The following is a 17095-nucleotide window of genomic DNA, read 5'->3' as shown; positions in this document are numbered from 1 at the left end:
GGTCCCTCAATGTGCCTCAGGAGATGCGCAGCAGCGCGGCGGCCGCGGCGATCGCCAGCATGTGCAGCGGATAGAAGAAGTAGGCCCAGCGACCGACCGCCGAGACCGGCAGGCCGGCGGGCAGTGGCGTGCGCAGCAGCCACAGGCCCAGCGGCAGGGCACCGAGGCAGGCGAAGGCGATCAGCCAGTCGCGCAGCTGCCCGGAGAGCAGGGCGGTGGACAGGCGCGGCGTGAGATTGGCCAGCAGCACCGTCAGCGTGGCCAGCGCCGGCCACGGGCCGCCGCGCTGCAGGGCGAGCAGGCACAGGCTCGGCAGCAGCACGCCGAGCATCCCGTAGGTCAGGCTGGCGTGCTGCCAGGCGGCGCCGGCGGCGAGCAGGCCGGCGAGCAGCAGCGGCCCGCGCTGCAGGGCGCTGCAGCCCCAGGCGATGCCCCAGCCGATGGCCAGGCTGACCAGGATGTTGAACTTGGCGGCGTTGCCCAGCATCAGGTCGTGGGCCGGCTCGCTGAGCACGGCGAACAGCAGCAGCCAACCGATGTGGCGCTGTTCCGAGCGGCCGAACACGCCGGGCCGGCTGCGTGCCAGGTTGGCGGCCAGCGCCAGGCAGAACAGCGGGAAGGCCAGCCGGCCGGGGACGAAGCTCCAGCCCAGCAGCGGATGGCCGGGCAACACGAAGCGCAGATGGTCGATGGCCATGCTGACCAGCGCCAGCCACTTGACCAGGTCGAGACCACGCTCGCGCGACTGGCTGCGGGCAGCCGCGCCGGGCAAGACATGGGCAGCAGCCGGGGTGGAGTGCTTCGGTGGTTCGATCATGGAGGTCCTGTGGCGGCCATCGCGCGGGGCGAGGGCGGTCATTATCGGCGGCTGCTCCGGTCGGCGGCAAACCCGGTCGTCCTCGAACGGAGCGTCTATAGTTTTTCCAGACCGCTTGGATTCGGCATTCCAGCGGGCCAGGTGGCCCGCCGCTGGACGCCGGATGGGGAAGGGGGGACGGATGGTCGCTTCGGCAGTCATCGACTCGGCGAGTGCCGCGCAGGTGGATCTGGGCCGCGAGCTGCTGCAGGCCGGCAAGCTGACGGACGCGGAATACCAGCGCCTGCTGCGCATGCAGGCGGCGCAGACCGAGCCCTGCTCGCAGCAGACCCTGCTGATGCGCATGGGGCTGGTGTCCGAGCAGGACATCGCCCGCCTGTTGTCCACGTCCCTGGGCCTGCCGCTGGTGCCGGCCAGCGAGTTCCCCGGCGAGCCGCTGCTGGCCGAGCGGCTGTCCTACCGCTTCCTCAAGGAGTGTCGCGCCTTGCCGCTGGCCCAGGAGGGTGGCGTGTTGCGCGTGGCGCTGGCCGATCCGCAGGACGCCTACGTGATCTCCGCACTGGCGCTGGCCGCCGGCTGCCGGGTCGAGTCGCGGGTGGCGCTGGCCAGCGAGATCGAGTCGGCCATCGAGCGGCTGTACGGCGAAGGCCGCAGCCAGATGGGCGACATCCTCTCCAAGGTCAGCTCGGCCGACCAGGCGGAGAGCAGCGACGACGTCGAGCAGCTGCGCGACATGGCCAGCGAGGCGCCGGTGATCCGCCTGGTCAACCTGGTCATCCAGCGCGCGGTGGAGATGCGCGCCTCGGACATCCATGTCGAACCCTTCGAGAACCGCCTCAAGGTGCGCTACCGGGTCGACGGCGTGCTGCAGGAAACCGAGTCGCCGCCGGTCAACCTGTCGGCGGCGGTGATCTCACGGATCAAGCTGATGGCGCGCCTCAACATCGCCGAGCGCCGCCTGCCGCAGGATGGACGCATCGAGATGCGCGTGCAGGGCAACGACCTCGACATCCGCGTGTCCACCGTGCCGACCATGCACGGCGAGAGCGTGGTGATGCGCCTGCTCAACCGCGAGAGCGTGGTGCTCGACTTTTCCGCCCTGGGCTTCAGCGAGCAGCCCTACCAGCGCCTGCAGAGCATCCTGCGCATCCCCTACGGCGTGCTGCTGGTGACCGGCCCGACCGGCAGCGGCAAGACCACCACCCTGTACACCGCGCTGAACATGCTCAACACCAGCGAGAGCAAGCTGATCACCGTGGAAGACCCGGTGGAGTACCAGCTCGAGGGGGTCAACCAGATCCAGGTCAAACCGAGCATCGGCCTGACCTTCGCCAGCGCCCTGCGCTCGATCGTGCGCCAGGATCCGGACATCATCATGGTCGGCGAGATGCGCGACCTGGAAACCGCGCGCATCTGCATCCAGTCGGCGCTGACCGGCCACATGGTGCTGTCCACCCTGCACACCAACGACGCGCCGAGCAGCGTGACCCGCCTGATGGAGATGGGCGTGGAGGACTACCTGCTGACCTCCACCCTGAACGGCGTGCTGGCCCAGCGCCTGGTGCGCAAGCTCTGCCCGCACTGCCGCGAGGCGTGGACGCCGCTGCCGGAGATGGTCCGCGAGATGCGCCTCGACCAGCTGTCCGGCGGCAAGCCGGTGACCCTGTACAAGGCCAGGGGCTGCCCGGAGTGCAATGGCACCGGCTACCACGGGCGGATCGCCATCATCGAGGTGCTGACCGTCACCGACGGCATCCGCCGCCTGATCCTCCAGCACGCCGACGCCGGCGCCCTGATGCGCGCCGCGCGCGAGGAGGGGATGCTGACCATGTACGAGGACGGCTGCCTGAAGGCGATCAACGGCGTCACCAGCATCGACGAAGTGATCCGCGTCACCCAGGAGGGCTGAGATGACGCGCTTTCATTATCGGGCGGTGAGCGACGATGGTGAGGTACAGACCGGGTATCTGGACGCCGATGACGAGCAGAGCGTGCTGCTGCAACTGCGGGCCAAGGGGCTGATCCCCATCGAGATCGCTACCCGCCAGGGCTGGCAGGCGCTGCTGCAGGTCGACGTCAACGAGCTGCTGGGCAAGACGCGCACCCGCAAGCTGGTCCTGCACTTCACCCAGAACCTTGCCTCGCTGCTGCACTCCGGGGTGGCCCTCGACCGCTCGCTGGACATCATGTTGCGGGTGAATCCGGACCAGCAGATGCAGCAGCTGATCGCGCCGATCCAGGAAGGCGTGCGCCGCGGTACCAGCCTCTCGAGGGTGATGGGCGAGCGCCCGGATCTGTTCTCCGGCTTCTATATCAGCATGATCCAGGCCTCGGAGGTTTCCGGAAACCTCGCCGAGGGACTGGCCAACCTGGCCTATTACATGGAGCGCAGCAAGACGCTGCACGACCGCCTGGTCTCGGCGCTGATCTACCCGGTGATCCTGCTCGGCGTCTCGGTGACCTCGCTGCTGATCATCCTGGTCTACGTGATCCCGCAGTTCCGCCAGCTGTTCGACGACATGGGCGCCAGCCTGCCACTGTCCACCCAGATCGTCATCGGCGCTGCGGAAGGGATTCGCACCTTCGGCCCCTGGCTGCTGCTGGCGCTGCTCGGCGCCGGCGTGGCGTGGCGCCAACTGCTGCGCCAGCCGGAGTACCGCAAGAAGTGGGACCGCCTGCAACTGCGCCTGCCGCTGGTGGGAGGGCTGCTGCAGCGGGTCGAGACCGCGCGCTTCGCCCGCAGCCTGGGTTCGCTGCTGACCGGCGGAGTGGCCCTGTTGCAGGGGCTGAGCATCGCCCGCCAGACCATCGGCAACCAGTTGCTGGCCGAGCAGGTCGGTATCGCCGCCGAAGGCCTCAAGCAGGGCCGCCAGCTGGCGCCGCCGCTATTGGCCAGCGGGATGTTTCCCTCGCTGGCGATGCAGATGATCCAGGTGGGCGAGGAAACCGGGCATCTCGACGAGATGCTGATGAAGGTCGCCGATACCTACGACCGCGAAGTGGAGAACGCCATCCAGCGCCTGCTGGCGGTGCTGGAGCCGCTGCTGATCGTCGGCCTGGGGGTATTGATCGCGGGGATCATCCTCTCGGTGCTGGTGGCGATCATGAGCATCACCGAACTACCGATCTGAAGCAGGAGATATGGAAATGCACACTGCAAGCGCGTTCCGCAACAGCCGCCCGGTGCGGCGCGGCAGGGGCTTCACCCTGCTGGAAATCCTCGTCGTGCTGGTGATCCTCGGGCTGATGGCCAGCCTGGTCGGTCCCCAGGTGTTCAAGCAGCTGGCCGGTTCGAAGACCAAGGCCGCCCAGTTGCAGATCCAGGAGCTGAGTTCGGCGCTCGATCTCTATCGCCTCGAGCTGGGCAGCTACCCCAGCAGCGAACAAGGCCTGGATGCGCTGATCACCAAGCCGCGCAACGCCGACAACTGGAACGGTCCGTACCTGAAGAAGAGCGTGATCCGCAAGGACCCGTGGGGCAACGACTACCAGTACCGCTCGCCCGGCCAGTACGGCGATTTCGATCTCTGGAGCCTGGGCGCGGACAACCGCGAAGGCGGCGACGGGGAAAATCGCGATGTGCGCAGCTGGGAGTGAGGCCCGCGGCTTCACCCTGATGGAGTTGCTGGTGGTCCTGGTGATCGCCGGCCTGGCGGTCAGCCTGGTCGGCCCGGCGTTCCAGCGCATGCTGCCGGGGGTCGGGCTGGAGGCCGAAACGCGCACCCTGGCGGCCATGCTGCGGCATGCGCGCAGTCAGGCGATTCTCTCCGGCGCGCAGGTGAGCATCAGCACGGATGCCGATACCGGCGGCCTGCGGCTCAGCTACCGCAACGCCCCCTACGTCCTTCCCGAGGGGCTGGCGGTGAGCATGGAAGGGGGCCCCAATGGCGGCGGTGCGGATGGCGGTGCGCAGATCCTGTTCTACCCCCGTGGCGATTCGTCCGGTGGCAGCATCACCATCAAGCTCAAAGGCGAGTCCGCCGAGGCCAAGGAGGGGCAAAGCCGGGTCATCGTGGTCGACTGGCTGAGCGGGCGGGTGGAGCGCAGCACCGAGGAGGAGCAGGAACGCCTCAAGGAGGAGCGGGAGAGGATCGAACGGGCCCGGGAGAAGGAGCGCGAGCGCAGGAAGCTCGGCACCGGGGAGGGATTCAGTGCGTAGCCAGCGTGGCTTCACCCTGCTGGAGGTGCTGGTCGCCTTCCTTATCCTCACCCTGAGCATGGGGGCGCTGATGCGCATCGTCTCGCAATCGATCCGCTCCCTGGACACCGCCGAGCAGCATCAGGTCGCCCTGCAGCTGGCCGAGTCCAAGCTGGTGGAAGTGCTCGCCCAACTGCGCTGGGACAGCCGCGGCAAGGACGAGGGACGGCTCAGCGGCCGCTACCGCTGGCAGAGCGAGGTGGAGCGCTATCAGTTCGAGAATCAGGAGGCCGGCCAGAACTACAGCGTCACGCCCTGGCTGGTCAGGGTCACCGTCAGCTGGGGGCGGCAGCCGAACGAGCAGGTCAGCCTGAGCACCATCCGTCTGATGCGGGAGCAGCGATGAAGCGCGTGGCGGGATTCACCCTGATCGAGCTGCTGATCGCCATGAGCCTGGCAACCCTGGTGTCGCTGCTGGCCTACGGCGGCCTGCAGGTGGCGATGGGCGCCTGGCACGCGACTGACCAGCGCCAGCGCGAGATGGAGAGCAGCTCTCTGGCGCAGTCCCTGCTGTGTCGCCTGCTGGAGAGCCCGGAAGTCGCCAGCGTGCGCGACGAGGAGGATGTGGAGCAGGTCGCTTTCCGGGGCGACGAGCAGGGGCTGATCTTCGTCGCCCAACTGTCGGCGCTGGACGACAGCGAGCAGCTCTACTGGGTGCAACTGCTGCAGGACAAGCAGCTCTCGACCGGGGGGCAGAGCTGGCAGCTGCTGATGCGCTACATGCCGATGCTGGAAATGAGCGAGATGGACTGGGGCCTGCTGATCGACAGCCTGGAGAAGGATGGCGAGGAAAAGGTGCTCCTCGAGGACCAGCCGCGCGCCCTGCGTTTCGCCTACCTGGAGCAACTGTCCGAGGGTGGCGTCGAGTGGCAGCGGGAGTGGCGCCAACGCCAGAGCCTGCCGGCGCTGATCCGCATCACCCCGGCGCGACGCAAGCAGGGTGCGCTGGCGGAACTGGTGGTGGCACCGAGGAACATGGCCTATGCCGTGCTCAGCGGGAAATGAGCGTTCGCGGCGTAGCGCCGGGGTCGCGCTGGTCAGCGTGCTCTGGCTGCTGGTGCTGCTGTCCATGCTGGTGCTCAACCTGTCCACCGGCAGCCGCACCGAGCTGCGGCTGGCGGGCAACCTGCGCCAGGCCGCCGCCGCCCGGCACGTCGCCGAGGCCGGGATCAACTGGGGCGCCTGGAGCCTGATGCAGGCCAACACCGCCGGCTGGTTGGCCGATGGCAGCACTCGGACGCTGGAGCTGGATGGCATCGCAGTCGAAGTGGCGCTGTTCGACGAACAGGGCAAGATCGATCTCAATGAGGCTGAGACGCCGCTGCTGCAGGGGCTGTTCGAGTCGGTGGGCGAGGACCGCAAGGTGGCCGAGGCGCTGGCGGCGGCCATCGTCGACTGGCGTGACGATGACGGGGTGCGCACGCCCCTGGGCGCCGAAGAGGAGGAGTACGAGGCCGCCGGCCTCATAGGGCCGGGCAACTCGCCATTCGAGGAGGTCAAGGAGCTGCGCAAGGTGCTGGGCATGAGCGAGGAGCTGTACCGCAAGGTGCGCCCGGCGCTGACCATCGATTCCAACAAGGCCGAGATCAATCCGCTGGTGGCACCGCGCGAGGTGCTGCTGGCCCTGCCGGGCGTCGACCCCGGCGGCATCGAGCGCTTCATCGAGGAACGCCGGCGCAACTACGAGAGTGGCGAACGGCCGCCGATGCTGGGTGGCGTGGATTCGCGCTTTCTGTCTCCTAATGCTCCGGGCGTGAACTACTCTATCGTTACCCGGACAACGGTGAGTCCGACTGTTCAGATCAGGCAACAGCTTCTGGTTCATTTGCGGGGCGGGGGACAGGGACTGGAGGTCCTCGACAGCTCTGCGCCGGAGTGAGTGCCGGTCGTGGTCGCAATCCTTTCGGGAAGGGGGAGTCCATGAACAACCGCTTGCAGCTGGAGAGGCTGGGCGAGCTGGCCGGGACGCTGGGCGGTTTGGCGGAGCGTTTCTGGCAATGGTGGAGCGCGGAGCTGATCGGCCTGATCCCGCCGCGTTGGCGGCAACGATTCTACCAGCGCGGCACCCTGCTGTGCATCGCCATGGACGACGAGCAGTGCCGTATCGGCTACGGCAACTTCAACCAGATCGAGACGGTGGCCAGCGCCCAGGTGAATGACGGCGGCGAGTGGCCGTCGTTCGTCACCGAACCGCTGATGGCGCGCGCGCCCAAGGCTGACAAGGTCGTATTGTTGCTGCCCCCGGCCAAGGTGCTGCGCAAGGTCGTCAGCTTGCCTTCGGCGACCGAGGCCGGCCTGGATAACGTCCTGCGCTTCGAGATGGACCGCCATACGCCGTTCAGCAGCGAGCAAGTCTATTTCGGCTACCGGGTCATCGAGCGCGATCGCGCGCACCAGCGCCTGCAGGTCGAGCTGCTGGTGGTATTGCGCGACTACCTGGACGGTCTGCTGCGACGTCTGGACGAACTGGGGGTGCATCCGGCGCTGGCCAGTCTGGCTGGAGGCGAGGACGATTGGAGCGGCAACGGCATCAACCTGCTGCCGGGCAGCCACAAGCGCGAGCGGCGGCGCGGCTGGCGTACCGACCGCCGCCTGCAGGGCGTGGCGGTGGTGGTGATGCTGGGGCTGCTGGTGGCCTTTCCGCTGCTCGAACAGCAGCGCGAGATCGGTCGCCTGACCGAGGAGCTCGAGAAGCCCAAGGCGGCCGCCGAACGGGCCGCCAGGGTGCGCGACGAACTCAAGACCCTGGAAGCCGGCAGCGGATATCTGCGCGAGCAGCAGGCCAGGGCCCCGGCGATCCTGCTGACCCTCGACGAGCTGACCAACCTGTTGCCGGACACCACCTGGCTCAGCCGCTTCGAGTTGAGCGGCAATCGTGTACGGATGGAAGGCGAGTCCGCCGAGGCCTCGGCACTGATCGCGCTGTTCGAACGGTCGCAAACCCTGCAGAACGTCAGCTTCGCCTCGCCGATCACCAGCAACCCGCGCACCCAGAAGGACCGCTTCAGCCTGATGGCCGAGCGCAAGGTCGCCACTGCCGACGCCCAGGAGTCTCCGCAGGTCGAAGCGACGGAGGAGACGCCATGATGCCCCTGCGCCTGCGCCAGTTGCTGGCGGTCGCGATTCTCGTGGCGCTGGTGTTCCTCCTCCTCGGGGTGGTGGTCGGCCCGCTGCTCGGCCAGTTCCGCAGCGGACAGGAGCAGATCGACGATCTGGAGCAGCGTCTGGCGGTGTACCAGCGGCTGATCGCCGAATTACCGGCCCAGGAAGAGCGCCTGGCCGAACTCAAGCGCGAAAATCCGCTGAGCCGTCTGTTGCTTGCCGAGAGCCGGCCGGCACTGGCCGGGGCCGAGCTGCAGCAACTGGTCGGCCGGCTGGTCGGCGAGACGGGGGCACAACTGGTCAGCACCCAGATCGTCACCACCAGCGATGGCGGTGCGCCGGTTCCTTCGGTGGGGCTCAAGGTGCACATGCGCGGCGAAACCGACCAGATGGTTCGCCTGCTGTATGCCCTGGCCTGGCACGAGCCGCTGCTACTGGTGGAGAACGTGGTGGTGCTGAGCAATCCGCGCGTGGACATGCAGCGTTTCCGCCGCGCCGAGGACCTCAAGGCAGTACCGTCGCTGGACGTCACCTTCGATCTCAAGGGCTTCATCGCCGCGGGGGGGACGCCATGAGTCGCCAGGCACGCTCAGGCATGACCGGCTGGCTGGCGGGGCTGCTCCTGCTGCTCCTGTGGCTACCGGCCCGCGCCGAGGATGCTCCGCAGGCGCCACCGCCACGCCCGGACTTCAGCGTGTTCGCCCCGATGATCGAGCGGCCGCTGTTCAGCAACACCCGCCGCCCGCCGGCGTTGCTCGAAGCGCCGACGGAGAACCTCGATGCCCAGCAGTTGCGCGAGGCCTGGCGCCTGAGCGGTATCGTGCTGGAGAACAGCCAGCAACTGGCCATCTTCAGCCAGCGCCAGGGCGAGAAACTCCTGCAGCTGGAAGTGGGCATGGTCCTCGCCGACGAGTGGCGCCTGCAGCGTATCGAGCGTGACCGGGTCTGGCTCGGCAACAACGGCACCGAGGTCGAACTGCTCCTGCGCGAACCGCAGTCGGCCACGGGGACACCGGAAAAGACCGGCAAGCCGGCCACCGCGCCAGCGGCGGGGGAGAAGCCGGGCAAGCCGGCCGCGCCGGAGGCGCCATCCAGCATGTCGCCGCCGAAGGGCCGGACGGCCGTCATCGAGCCGGCCCGCAGGGGATAAAAGGAGAATGGATATGATGATGCTCAGACGATTCGGCTGGCCCTTGCTGTTCACTGGCTACATGGCGCTGGCTTCCTGCTCGGCGATTCCGGGAGGAGACCGGGCCACGCTGGACAACCCATGGGGCAAGAAGTCCGAGCCCTACGGAGCAGCGGCGGCGCCCCGGCCAGCATCCGATGACAAGCCGCTGATGTTGCGCCAGGACACGTCCGAGCCCATCGAAACGCCCGACTTCGGCCCCCGGGCCGAGATCTACCGGGGCACCGGCAGCGTGGTCAACCTTGCCGCCGGCGCTGCCGAGCCGCGCGAGGAGGAGGGCGACATCACCCTCAACTTCCAGCAGACCGAGATTGCCGAGGTGGTCAAGGTCATCATGGGCGAGATCCTCGGCCTCAACTACGTGCTGGACAAGAACGTCGGCGGCACCGTCAGCCTGCAGACCAGTCGCCCGCTGACCCGCGAAGCGCTGCTGCCGACCCTGGAGACCCTGCTGCAGGTCAACGGTGCGGCGCTGGTCCGCTCGCAGAACTTCTACGAGATAGTACCGATCGAGGCCGCGCCCTCGGCGGGGTTGGTGCCGCGGCTGAATACCGCGCAGATGCGCGGCTACCAGTTGCTGGTCATTCCGCTGCGCTACATCTCGGCCGCCGAGCTGATGAAGATTCTCGAACCGCTCAAGCCGGCCAAGGGCGTGATGAACATCGACGAGCGCCGCAACCTGCTGATGGTCGCCGGTACCCAGGAGGAGCTGAACAACATCCGCGAAACCGTGCAGCTGTTCGACGTCGACCAGCTGCGCGGCATGTCGGTCGGCCTGTTCCGCCTGCAGTCGGTGGAAGCCGGCGTGGTGCTCAAGGAGCTGGAAGCCATCTTCGGCGATGCTTCCGGAGGCCCCCTGGCGGGGATGGTGCGCTTCCTGCCCATCGAGCGGCTCAACGCCCTGCTGGTGATCACCCCGCAAGCCAAGTACCTGGACGACGCCCGCAGCTGGATCGAGCGCCTGGACCGTGCCGAAGGCGGCCAGGGACCGAGCATGTACGTCTACTACGTGCAGAACGGCAAGGCCGAGAACATGGCCGAGATCCTCACCCAGCTGTTCGAGGGCAAGGCCAAGCCGAAGACCGAAGGCGAGAAGAACGCCAACAGCATGGACACCAATGCTCCACCTCCTCTGGCGACCACCAGCGGGACGGAGCCGCAGCCGCGAGAGGGCGAAGCCCCCGTCGGGCGCGAGCCGGTGCTGGTCACCCCCGGCGGCGAAGGGGCCAGCCTGGCCGTCGGCGAGGTCAGCATCATCGCCGACGACGAGAACAATGCCCTGCTGATCATGGCCACGCCCGGCGATTACGAAAAGGTGCTCAAGGCGATCCAGAAGGTCGACATCCTGCCGCTGCAGGTGCTGGTCGAGGCCACCATTGTCGAGGTCACCCTGGAGGACGAGCTGCGTTACGGTCTGCAGTGGTTCTTCAAGAGTTCCATCGGCAGCAAGACCCTGCGTGGTGTACTGGGGCCGGGAGTGCCCCTGGAGACTCCATCCACCCTGACTCCGACCGGTTCCTTCACCCTCTTCGAGGGCGGCGAGGCACGGGTCCTGCTAGACCTGCTGGCTTCGGACTCCAAGCTCAACGTAGTGTCGTCGCCGACCCTGATGGTGCTGGACAACCGCACCGCCTCGATCCGCGTCGGTGACCAGGTGCCGATCCGCACCTCGGAAACCACCAACACCAGCGGCATCATCGACGAGCCGGACGACACCTCGGCGCTGGTCACCAGCACCATCCAGTACCGCGATACCGGCGTGCTGCTGGAGGTGACGCCGCGGGTGAACGCCGGCGGCATGATCACCCTGGAGATCACCCAGGAAGTCAACGACGTCAGCGACACCCAGACTTCCGGCATCGACTCGCCAACCATCAACCAGCGGCGCATCGCCACCAACGTGGCCATCCAGAGCGGCGAGACCCTGGTGCTCGGCGGGCTGATCAAGGAGGGAGAGGGCCGCGCCAGCGAGGGCCTGCCCTACCTGCGCCACATACCGGTGCTGGGCTGGCTGTTCGGTAGTCAGGGCAAGCAGCAGAGCCGTACCGAACTGGTGGTGATGCTCACCCCGACGGCGGTCACCAAGCTCAGCGAGGCCCGCGAGGTTACCCGCGAATACCGCAACAAGCTCAAGGATGTGACCCTGCCGAACGATCTGTGGCTGGAGCAGGGGCGGCAGCTGTAATTATCGCGACTGCGCCGCCTTCTCGCGGCGCTTCCCATGGCTGCGCCCCCGGTCGAAACCGGAGGCTTTCGCTCTGTCACCGAAATGGGCGCTGCGCGAGCAACGCCCATTTTCAGTTCTGACGGGGCTGCCACGATGCGCGGCTCACCAGAGGGATCTGTGCGGGCGGGCCGCACTGGGACATCTTAGCCTCGGTGCTGGACCAGCGCCGCTCCTACGCGTTACCGCCCCATACCGTAATGCCTCCGTCTCATATCTGCAGCTTGGAGCGCTGCCCTGGCTTTCCTGGCGGGCGGCGTGCTGCCCGGCAAAGCGTTTTCCGGCCAGATAGTCCCGAGGACGGGCATCAAGCAGATTTGGTTGTAGCGCCTGCGGCTACAGGCGGCATGGCCTGCGCGCAATCTTCTGTAACAGCCATCGGAAACACTGTTAATCCTCCTGTACGGGCCGGAAAACAGCGTCTTGCGCGGCAAAAGCCCCAATTTGCTGGTTGCGGGAGCCTATCCCTGTCGGTGGGGGCTCCCTAGCTGTTTCATTGCCGCAACAGTAATTGCATCGGGCCATCGCTTGTGGCGGCACATTCCCCGGGCGATCGAAGAAAAATCCTTGTAAAACAATGCTCTGCTTTGGGTGGCACGGAGCTTGATATAGCTGGTGCCGAGGAGAGAGAGCCGTCCTCCGGAAAGTGGGCCAGACCGTAGCGTGAAACCTGAAAAACAGGTCGCGACCCCGATATAACCGCACAGATCCACAGCCGTCCAGCCGGTATCCGGGCCAACACCCGCTGCCGCCGGGGTTACCGCTCACGAGGGGCGGGTGGCTGAGAGCACCAGACCTCCGCGGGATTCGGAACCTGGTGCGGGAGCAGCGATATGCGTAGTCCATTGTTCAAGAAGTTGCCGAGCTGTCTGCTCGGCGCTGTGATTGCGGCATCGACGGCCACATCGGTGCCGGTATACGCCGTCGATGGCAACCCTCCGGGGTTGTTCGAGCTGGAGGGCAATACCGTAGGTCAGGGAACGCCCGGTGACGACTGGGAAGATCTTTGGGCCGGTGGGGCCAATACTGGCGCCAACTCGTTCGCCTTCACTGGAATCGTCCCCGATTCCGGGGCGGGCGACACTGTGTTCTTCCAGGGCGGGTCGAAGGACGTCTATGACGTCCCCAACTGGGGATATTCCCTTGGCTCGACGCCCGACAAGAACGACATCACCAACGCCTACGCGGCGGCCTACAATGTTGCGGCAGACGTGTGCCTGAATAATCTGGGCGCTCCGGTGCTGTGCTCCGCCCCGGGTGCGGTCGGCAACCCCATTCATGAGCAGGGCGACCTGATCGTCTACTTCGGCTTGGACCGCTTTGCCAACGATGGCGATGCCTTCGCCGGTTTCTGGTTCTTCCAGGGTGATATAGGTCAGACCACGCCAAATACTCAGGGCAGCGGTAATTTCACCGGCAACCATGTGGAGATGCGCGATAATCCGGACTTTGGCCAGCCTGGAGAGCCCGAATTTCTCCCCGGAGACATGTTCGTAATCGTCGAGTATCCGCAGGGCGCCAATGCTCAGCCGATCATCAAGGTTTACCAGTGGGACCCGAACGACGTGGACGGCGACGTGAACTGGGATCCCAATGAGTCGGCGAAACCACCGAAGAACCTGCAGAGCCCGCTGGATCTGGTGATCACCGAAACCAGCGCCAAGTGTGATGGCACCGGTGACAAGCTGGCTTGCGCAATCACCAATGTCACCACTCAGACCAACACTCCTGCCTGGCCCTATACACCCAAGAGTGGTCCGGCTACGGATCTGCCGTTGGAGAGCTTCTTCGAGGGCGGCATCAACGTGACCAAGCTGCTGGGGAGCACCCCGTGCTTCGCCAGCTTCCTGGCCGAGACCCGTTCCTCCTCCTCGCAGACTGCCCAGTTGAAGGACTATGTATTCGGGGCCTTCCCGGTTTGCGGCATCGAGGTAGCCAAGGACTGCACGGCCGACCTGAACGACAATGGCGATGGCGTCGATGTGAACTTCTTCGGCACCTTGGAAAACACCGGCGGCTCGGGTTACATCGCCTATCTGAAGGACGACCAGACTGGCGCCAGCATCGATGACGTGTGCATCGATACCAATGCCGCAGGCTGTGCCGATGATGGTCCCGTTACCGGACTGGTGTTGCAGGCTGACGGCAGTGCTTACTTCCCGTTGCCGCCCAATACGACGGTGCGCTTCGAGGGTAGCTACAGCGTAAATAGTCTGCCGTCCAGCTTCACCATGACCGACGAAGTGATGGCTCTGGCCTTCCAGGAGGTAGAGGACGTTCCCGGGCCCAACGAGGATCCGGACCTGGAGCTGGTGGTCGTCGACGATAGCGACGATGCGGAATGCTCCTTCAACGTCAACCCGGCGCTGGAAGTAATCAAGGATTGCACTGTGGCCTTCCTCAATGGCGACTCGGCCGAGGTGACCATCTCCGGCTCGGTGGAGAATACCGGCGACGTGCCGCTGAGCAACGTGACCGTGGTGGACAGTGATTTCGGCTCGCTGACCTTCCCGACCACTTTGGCCGTCGGAGCGAAGGAAACCTTCAGCAAGACGGTGTCGGTAGCCTATGCGAACCTGGATCCGAGCGTCTCCGATCCGGACGACAACGGCAAAGTGACCGTGACCCTGAACCACAGCGATACGGTGACCGCTGAGGGCGATGTACTGTCCGGTACGACGGTGCTGGATAGCGCCGAACACTCGGATGGCGCAACCTGCGACGACACCTTCACCCGTGACATCGATATCCAGAAGGAGTGCGACGAAGTCGTCCTCGTTCCGGAGAATGGCAAGCTGGTGGTGAAAACCAAGGTCACGGTGACGGTGAGCAACACTGGCGATGAGGATCTGACGGTGACCTCGCTCACCGACGATCCGGCCGTGGTCTTCGACCAGGCAACCCCGTTTACCCTGCCGGCAGGAGGAACCCCGGTGGAGATCGAGGGATACTACTTCCCGTCCTCGCCCACCGAGATCAGCGGGCCGCTCACCGACCTGAGCTTCCCGGATACCGCCAGCGTGAGCGCCACCGGCGCCTTCAGCGGAGCGACCGCCTCGGATAGCGACGATGCCGACTGCCCGCTGTGCCCGCCGTCGGCCCAGTGATGTAGTAGTTCGGATCGACTGATCCGCCACAAGGACCAAGGCGATGGGGAGAAATCCCCATCGCCTTTTTCTTGTGCTCATCCACTTTAGCGATTGCCCTTGCTGCCACCGCCGCTGGTGCTTTGCAGGCTCAGGTAGACGGTGGCGCTGGCGGTGATCTGCCCGTCGCTGACCGTATAGCTGAACTGGTCGCTGGACTTGAAGCCCTTGGCCGGACTCCAGGTCAGACTGCCATCGCTGTTGAGCTTGACTGTGCCCTTGCTGCCCTGGGTGAAGGCCACGATATTCAGCGAGTCGCCGTCCGGGTCGCTGTCGTTGGCCAGTGCTGCGATGGTCGCTGGGGCGATGCTGGTCAGGACGACTTGGTCGTCCATCGCCACGGGGGCGCTGTTGCCGGCCGCGGTTTCTACCACATAGGTCAACGTGGCACTGCTGGCCGGCGCCTGGCTGGTGTTCACGCTGAGGTCGTAATAATCCGCGGCGGCACTGCTGGCCGAGGTGACCGCCAGACTGGTGGTAGCGGTCTGCCCGGGAGCCGGGCTGAGGCTGGCGCTGGCGAACTGCTTGCTCCAGCCGCTCGGCTGGCTGGCCTGCAGTTCGAAGCTGCGGCCGCTGCAGGCGCCGCTGTCGTTGTTGGTCAACTGTACCTGGTAGGTGAGGGTCTGCCCGGCGCTGCCCCATTGGGTGACAGGCGCGCCGACCTGCACGCTCGGGGCGCTCTGCACGCAACTGGCGCTGCCGCCGAACTGCACGTCGACCTGCGCCTTCTGCGCGTCCACCCAACTGGTGGTGAGGGTCACACCGGCGCTGCTGTCGCTGAACGAGCTACCTTGCTCCAGGGCCGGGTCAAGCCAGTCGCTCACCGAGCCGCCGGTACCGGGAGTCATGTCCAGCAGTTCGCTGTAGCTGTTGCCGCCGGCCCGGTGCACTACCACGCCGTTGGTGACGTTGGCGACGTTGACCGTGCTGCCGTCGAGCAACCGGGCTTCGAAGCCGACCGGCTGGTGGAAGCCCAGGTAGTACCAGTTGTTCGGGTCGTCCGGCTTGGCCACCTTGAGCACGCGTACGCCGCTGGCGGTAAGGTTGGCGTAGGGCAGCAGGTCGAAGCGCCCTGAACTGCCGACGGTCACCACCTCGCTGCTTTTCAGCCAGCCCAGGCGCTCCTTGTTGAAGGGGTTGTAGTGGCCTTCGCTGCCGTTGTTCTTGCCCAGCACGTCCATGCTGTCGCCGTAGACGATGCTCGAGCAACTGCTGCCCAGGGTGCTGGTCCCGCATTCAAGGGCGCGGGCGTGGTCGAGGCCGAGGTTGTGGCCGAACTCATGGGCCAGGTTGTGCAGGTCGAACAGGCCATTGATGAAGGTATCGGTCGGCTTGCCTCCCACCGAGCCGGAGCCGACGTAGCCGCAGGCGTTCTTCGGGAATATGTAGAGCAGACGATCGTAGTTGGCGAGGGTGTACCCGTTTCGCTTGGCGGCATCCTGAGCCTGATTGCGCAGGGTGTAGGAGTCGCATACGGTGCTGCTCTGGGCAATGGTGTACCAGCCGGCCACTTCTCCACTCAGCCAGGTGCGTCCGGCCGAGTTCTCACGGATATAGGCATCCAGGGTGTCGAACATGCCCCGCGCTTCAGTCATGGTCCAAGGCTGCTCCGGCTTGTCGCTGAAGTTGACCATGATCATCAGCGTCCTCTGTTCGCCGAGGCTGTACTCGACGGCCGGGGCGATGTCGCCGCTGAGGGTGGTATTGGTGCCGGCGTTGTCCAGCCACACCACATTGCTGTCGCCGTCCTCCAGGGCGAGCACGTCGTTGCGGCAGGCTTCCGGCTGGTCGAACAACACGCCATCCAGGCTTACCCGCTTGCCGTTGCCGTAGGGGGGGGCGTCCTTGGCGAAGCTCACCTCGAAGCGCTCGCCGAAGGGCGTGTTGAGGAAGTGGCGCAGGCGATTGCTGCCGTCGGGGTAGTCCTCGTAGTACACCTCCAGGGTGCCTTCCACCTTCAGCGGGCGCTCCACCTGGGCCAGCACCTCGCGGGCCAGGTTGCTTTGCACGCGCTCGGGCAGGCTGGCGCGCAGGGCGGAGGCCGGGTCGCGCTCGGCCAGTTCGGCGAGCAGGCTCTGCCGGCGAGCGGCCTGCTGCTGGAGTTGCTGCAGCAGTTGCGGGCGTTCGGCGCTGGCGGCGTGGTCCAGGCGCTTCTGCAGTTGCAGCAGCTGCTGGGTCAGTGCGGCGGCCTGCTGGCGCTCGCTGATTTCGGCGCCGCTGGCGTGGGGGGCCGAAAGGATGCTCAGGCCGCCGAACAGCAGGCCCAGGGTAAGGGGGGCGCGGCGCACGGCCGACGCGAAGAAGTGCAGCATGAAGTCCTCGCTTGAAATCCAGCGAAAGCCCTCTGCCCGGCAACCGCAGGCATGCGCATGCCTGTCCGTCGCTATCGGCCTGGAGAGGAGGGAGGTGCTTTCGGCGT

14 protein-coding genes are annotated in these 17095 nt (G+C 66.2%); 12 read left to right on the top strand and 2 right to left on the bottom strand.

All coding sequences use genetic code 11. The annotated features are described in order from the left end of the window. Window positions 1-16: 16 nt before the first annotated feature. Window positions 17-817, bottom strand: a complete 801-nt coding sequence (locus BLT78_RS08530) for a TraX family protein (RefSeq protein ID WP_157719514.1) — start codon at window positions 815-817, stop codon at window positions 17-19. Window positions 818-998: 181 nt separating this feature from the next. Here BLT78_RS08530 and gspE point away from each other — a divergent pair, with 181 nt between their 5' ends. From gspE to BLT78_RS08470, 12 genes are all read left to right on the top strand, one after another. Next, the gene (gene gspE, locus BLT78_RS08525; RefSeq protein WP_090348563.1) at window positions 999-2726 is read left to right on the top strand and encodes a type II secretion system ATPase GspE; all 1728 of its coding nucleotides are present in this window, start codon (window positions 999-1001) and stop codon (window positions 2724-2726) included. A gap of 1 nt (window position 2727) precedes the next feature. Next, window positions 2728-3948 carry a type II secretion system F family protein gene (locus BLT78_RS08520; protein WP_090348562.1) on the top strand — a complete coding sequence of 407 codons (1221 nt, stop codon included), beginning with the start codon at window positions 2728-2730 and terminating at the stop codon, window positions 3946-3948. Window positions 3949-3958: 10 nt separating this feature from the next. Continuing rightward, on the top strand, window positions 3959-4414 hold the full coding sequence (gene gspG, locus BLT78_RS08515; RefSeq protein WP_408003098.1) for a type II secretion system major pseudopilin GspG: 456 nt from the start codon (window positions 3959-3961) through the stop codon (window positions 4412-4414). Then, window positions 4395-4976, top strand: coding sequence for a GspH/FimT family pseudopilin (locus BLT78_RS21580; RefSeq protein ID WP_090348560.1), 582 nt, complete (start codon window positions 4395-4397; stop codon window positions 4974-4976). The genes gspG and BLT78_RS21580 overlap by 20 nt, the downstream gene beginning before the upstream one ends. Next, entirely contained in the window at window positions 4969-5361 is a 393-nt protein-coding gene (locus BLT78_RS08505; RefSeq protein ID WP_090348559.1) for a type IV pilus modification PilV family protein, read from the top strand. Before BLT78_RS21580 ends, BLT78_RS08505 begins: the two co-directional genes overlap by 8 nt. Next, window positions 5358-6020 (top strand): prepilin-type N-terminal cleavage/methylation domain-containing protein, encoded by a 663-nt coding sequence (locus BLT78_RS08500; RefSeq protein WP_090348558.1) that lies wholly within the window; start codon window positions 5358-5360, stop codon window positions 6018-6020. Before BLT78_RS08505 ends, BLT78_RS08500 begins: the two co-directional genes overlap by 4 nt. After that, window positions 5998-6894 (top strand): type II secretion system minor pseudopilin, encoded by an 897-nt coding sequence (locus tag BLT78_RS08495; RefSeq protein ID WP_090348557.1) that lies wholly within the window; start codon window positions 5998-6000, stop codon window positions 6892-6894. Before BLT78_RS08500 ends, BLT78_RS08495 begins: the two co-directional genes overlap by 23 nt. A gap of 41 nt (window positions 6895-6935) precedes the next feature. Beyond that, on the top strand, window positions 6936-8102 hold the full coding sequence (locus tag BLT78_RS08490; protein ID WP_090348556.1) for a PilN domain-containing protein: 1167 nt from the start codon (window positions 6936-6938) through the stop codon (window positions 8100-8102). Continuing rightward, entirely contained in the window at window positions 8099-8692 is a 594-nt protein-coding gene (gene gspM / locus BLT78_RS08485) for a type II secretion system protein GspM (RefSeq protein WP_090348555.1), read from the top strand. The genes BLT78_RS08490 and gspM overlap by 4 nt, the downstream gene beginning before the upstream one ends. Continuing rightward, window positions 8689-9267, top strand: a complete 579-nt coding sequence (locus tag BLT78_RS08480) for a hypothetical protein (RefSeq protein WP_157719513.1) — start codon at window positions 8689-8691, stop codon at window positions 9265-9267. Before gspM ends, BLT78_RS08480 begins: the two co-directional genes overlap by 4 nt. Window positions 9268-9286: 19 nt before the next feature. Then, on the top strand, window positions 9287-11491 hold the full coding sequence (gspD, locus tag BLT78_RS08475) for a type II secretion system secretin GspD (RefSeq protein WP_197673156.1): 2205 nt from the start codon (window positions 9287-9289) through the stop codon (window positions 11489-11491). A gap of 872 nt (window positions 11492-12363) precedes the next feature. After that, window positions 12364-14637 carry a hypothetical protein gene (locus BLT78_RS08470; protein WP_157719512.1) on the top strand — a complete coding sequence of 758 codons (2274 nt, stop codon included), beginning with the start codon at window positions 12364-12366 and terminating at the stop codon, window positions 14635-14637. An 86-nt stretch (window positions 14638-14723) separates the two neighbouring features. Here the strand turns inward: BLT78_RS08470 and BLT78_RS08465 are convergent, their stop codons facing one another. Then, a complete protein-coding gene (locus BLT78_RS08465; RefSeq protein WP_090348551.1) occupies window positions 14724-16988 on the bottom strand; it encodes an Ig-like domain-containing protein in 2265 nt (754 codons plus the stop codon). Window positions 16989-17095 lie beyond the last annotated feature (107 nt).

It is taken from the genome of Pseudomonas oryzae (assembly GCF_900104805.1).
Taxonomy (GTDB): domain Bacteria; phylum Pseudomonadota; class Gammaproteobacteria; order Pseudomonadales; family Pseudomonadaceae; genus Geopseudomonas; species Geopseudomonas oryzae.
Note: the sequence above shows the minus strand (reverse complement) of the source record. Positions and strands in the feature narration are given on the sequence as shown.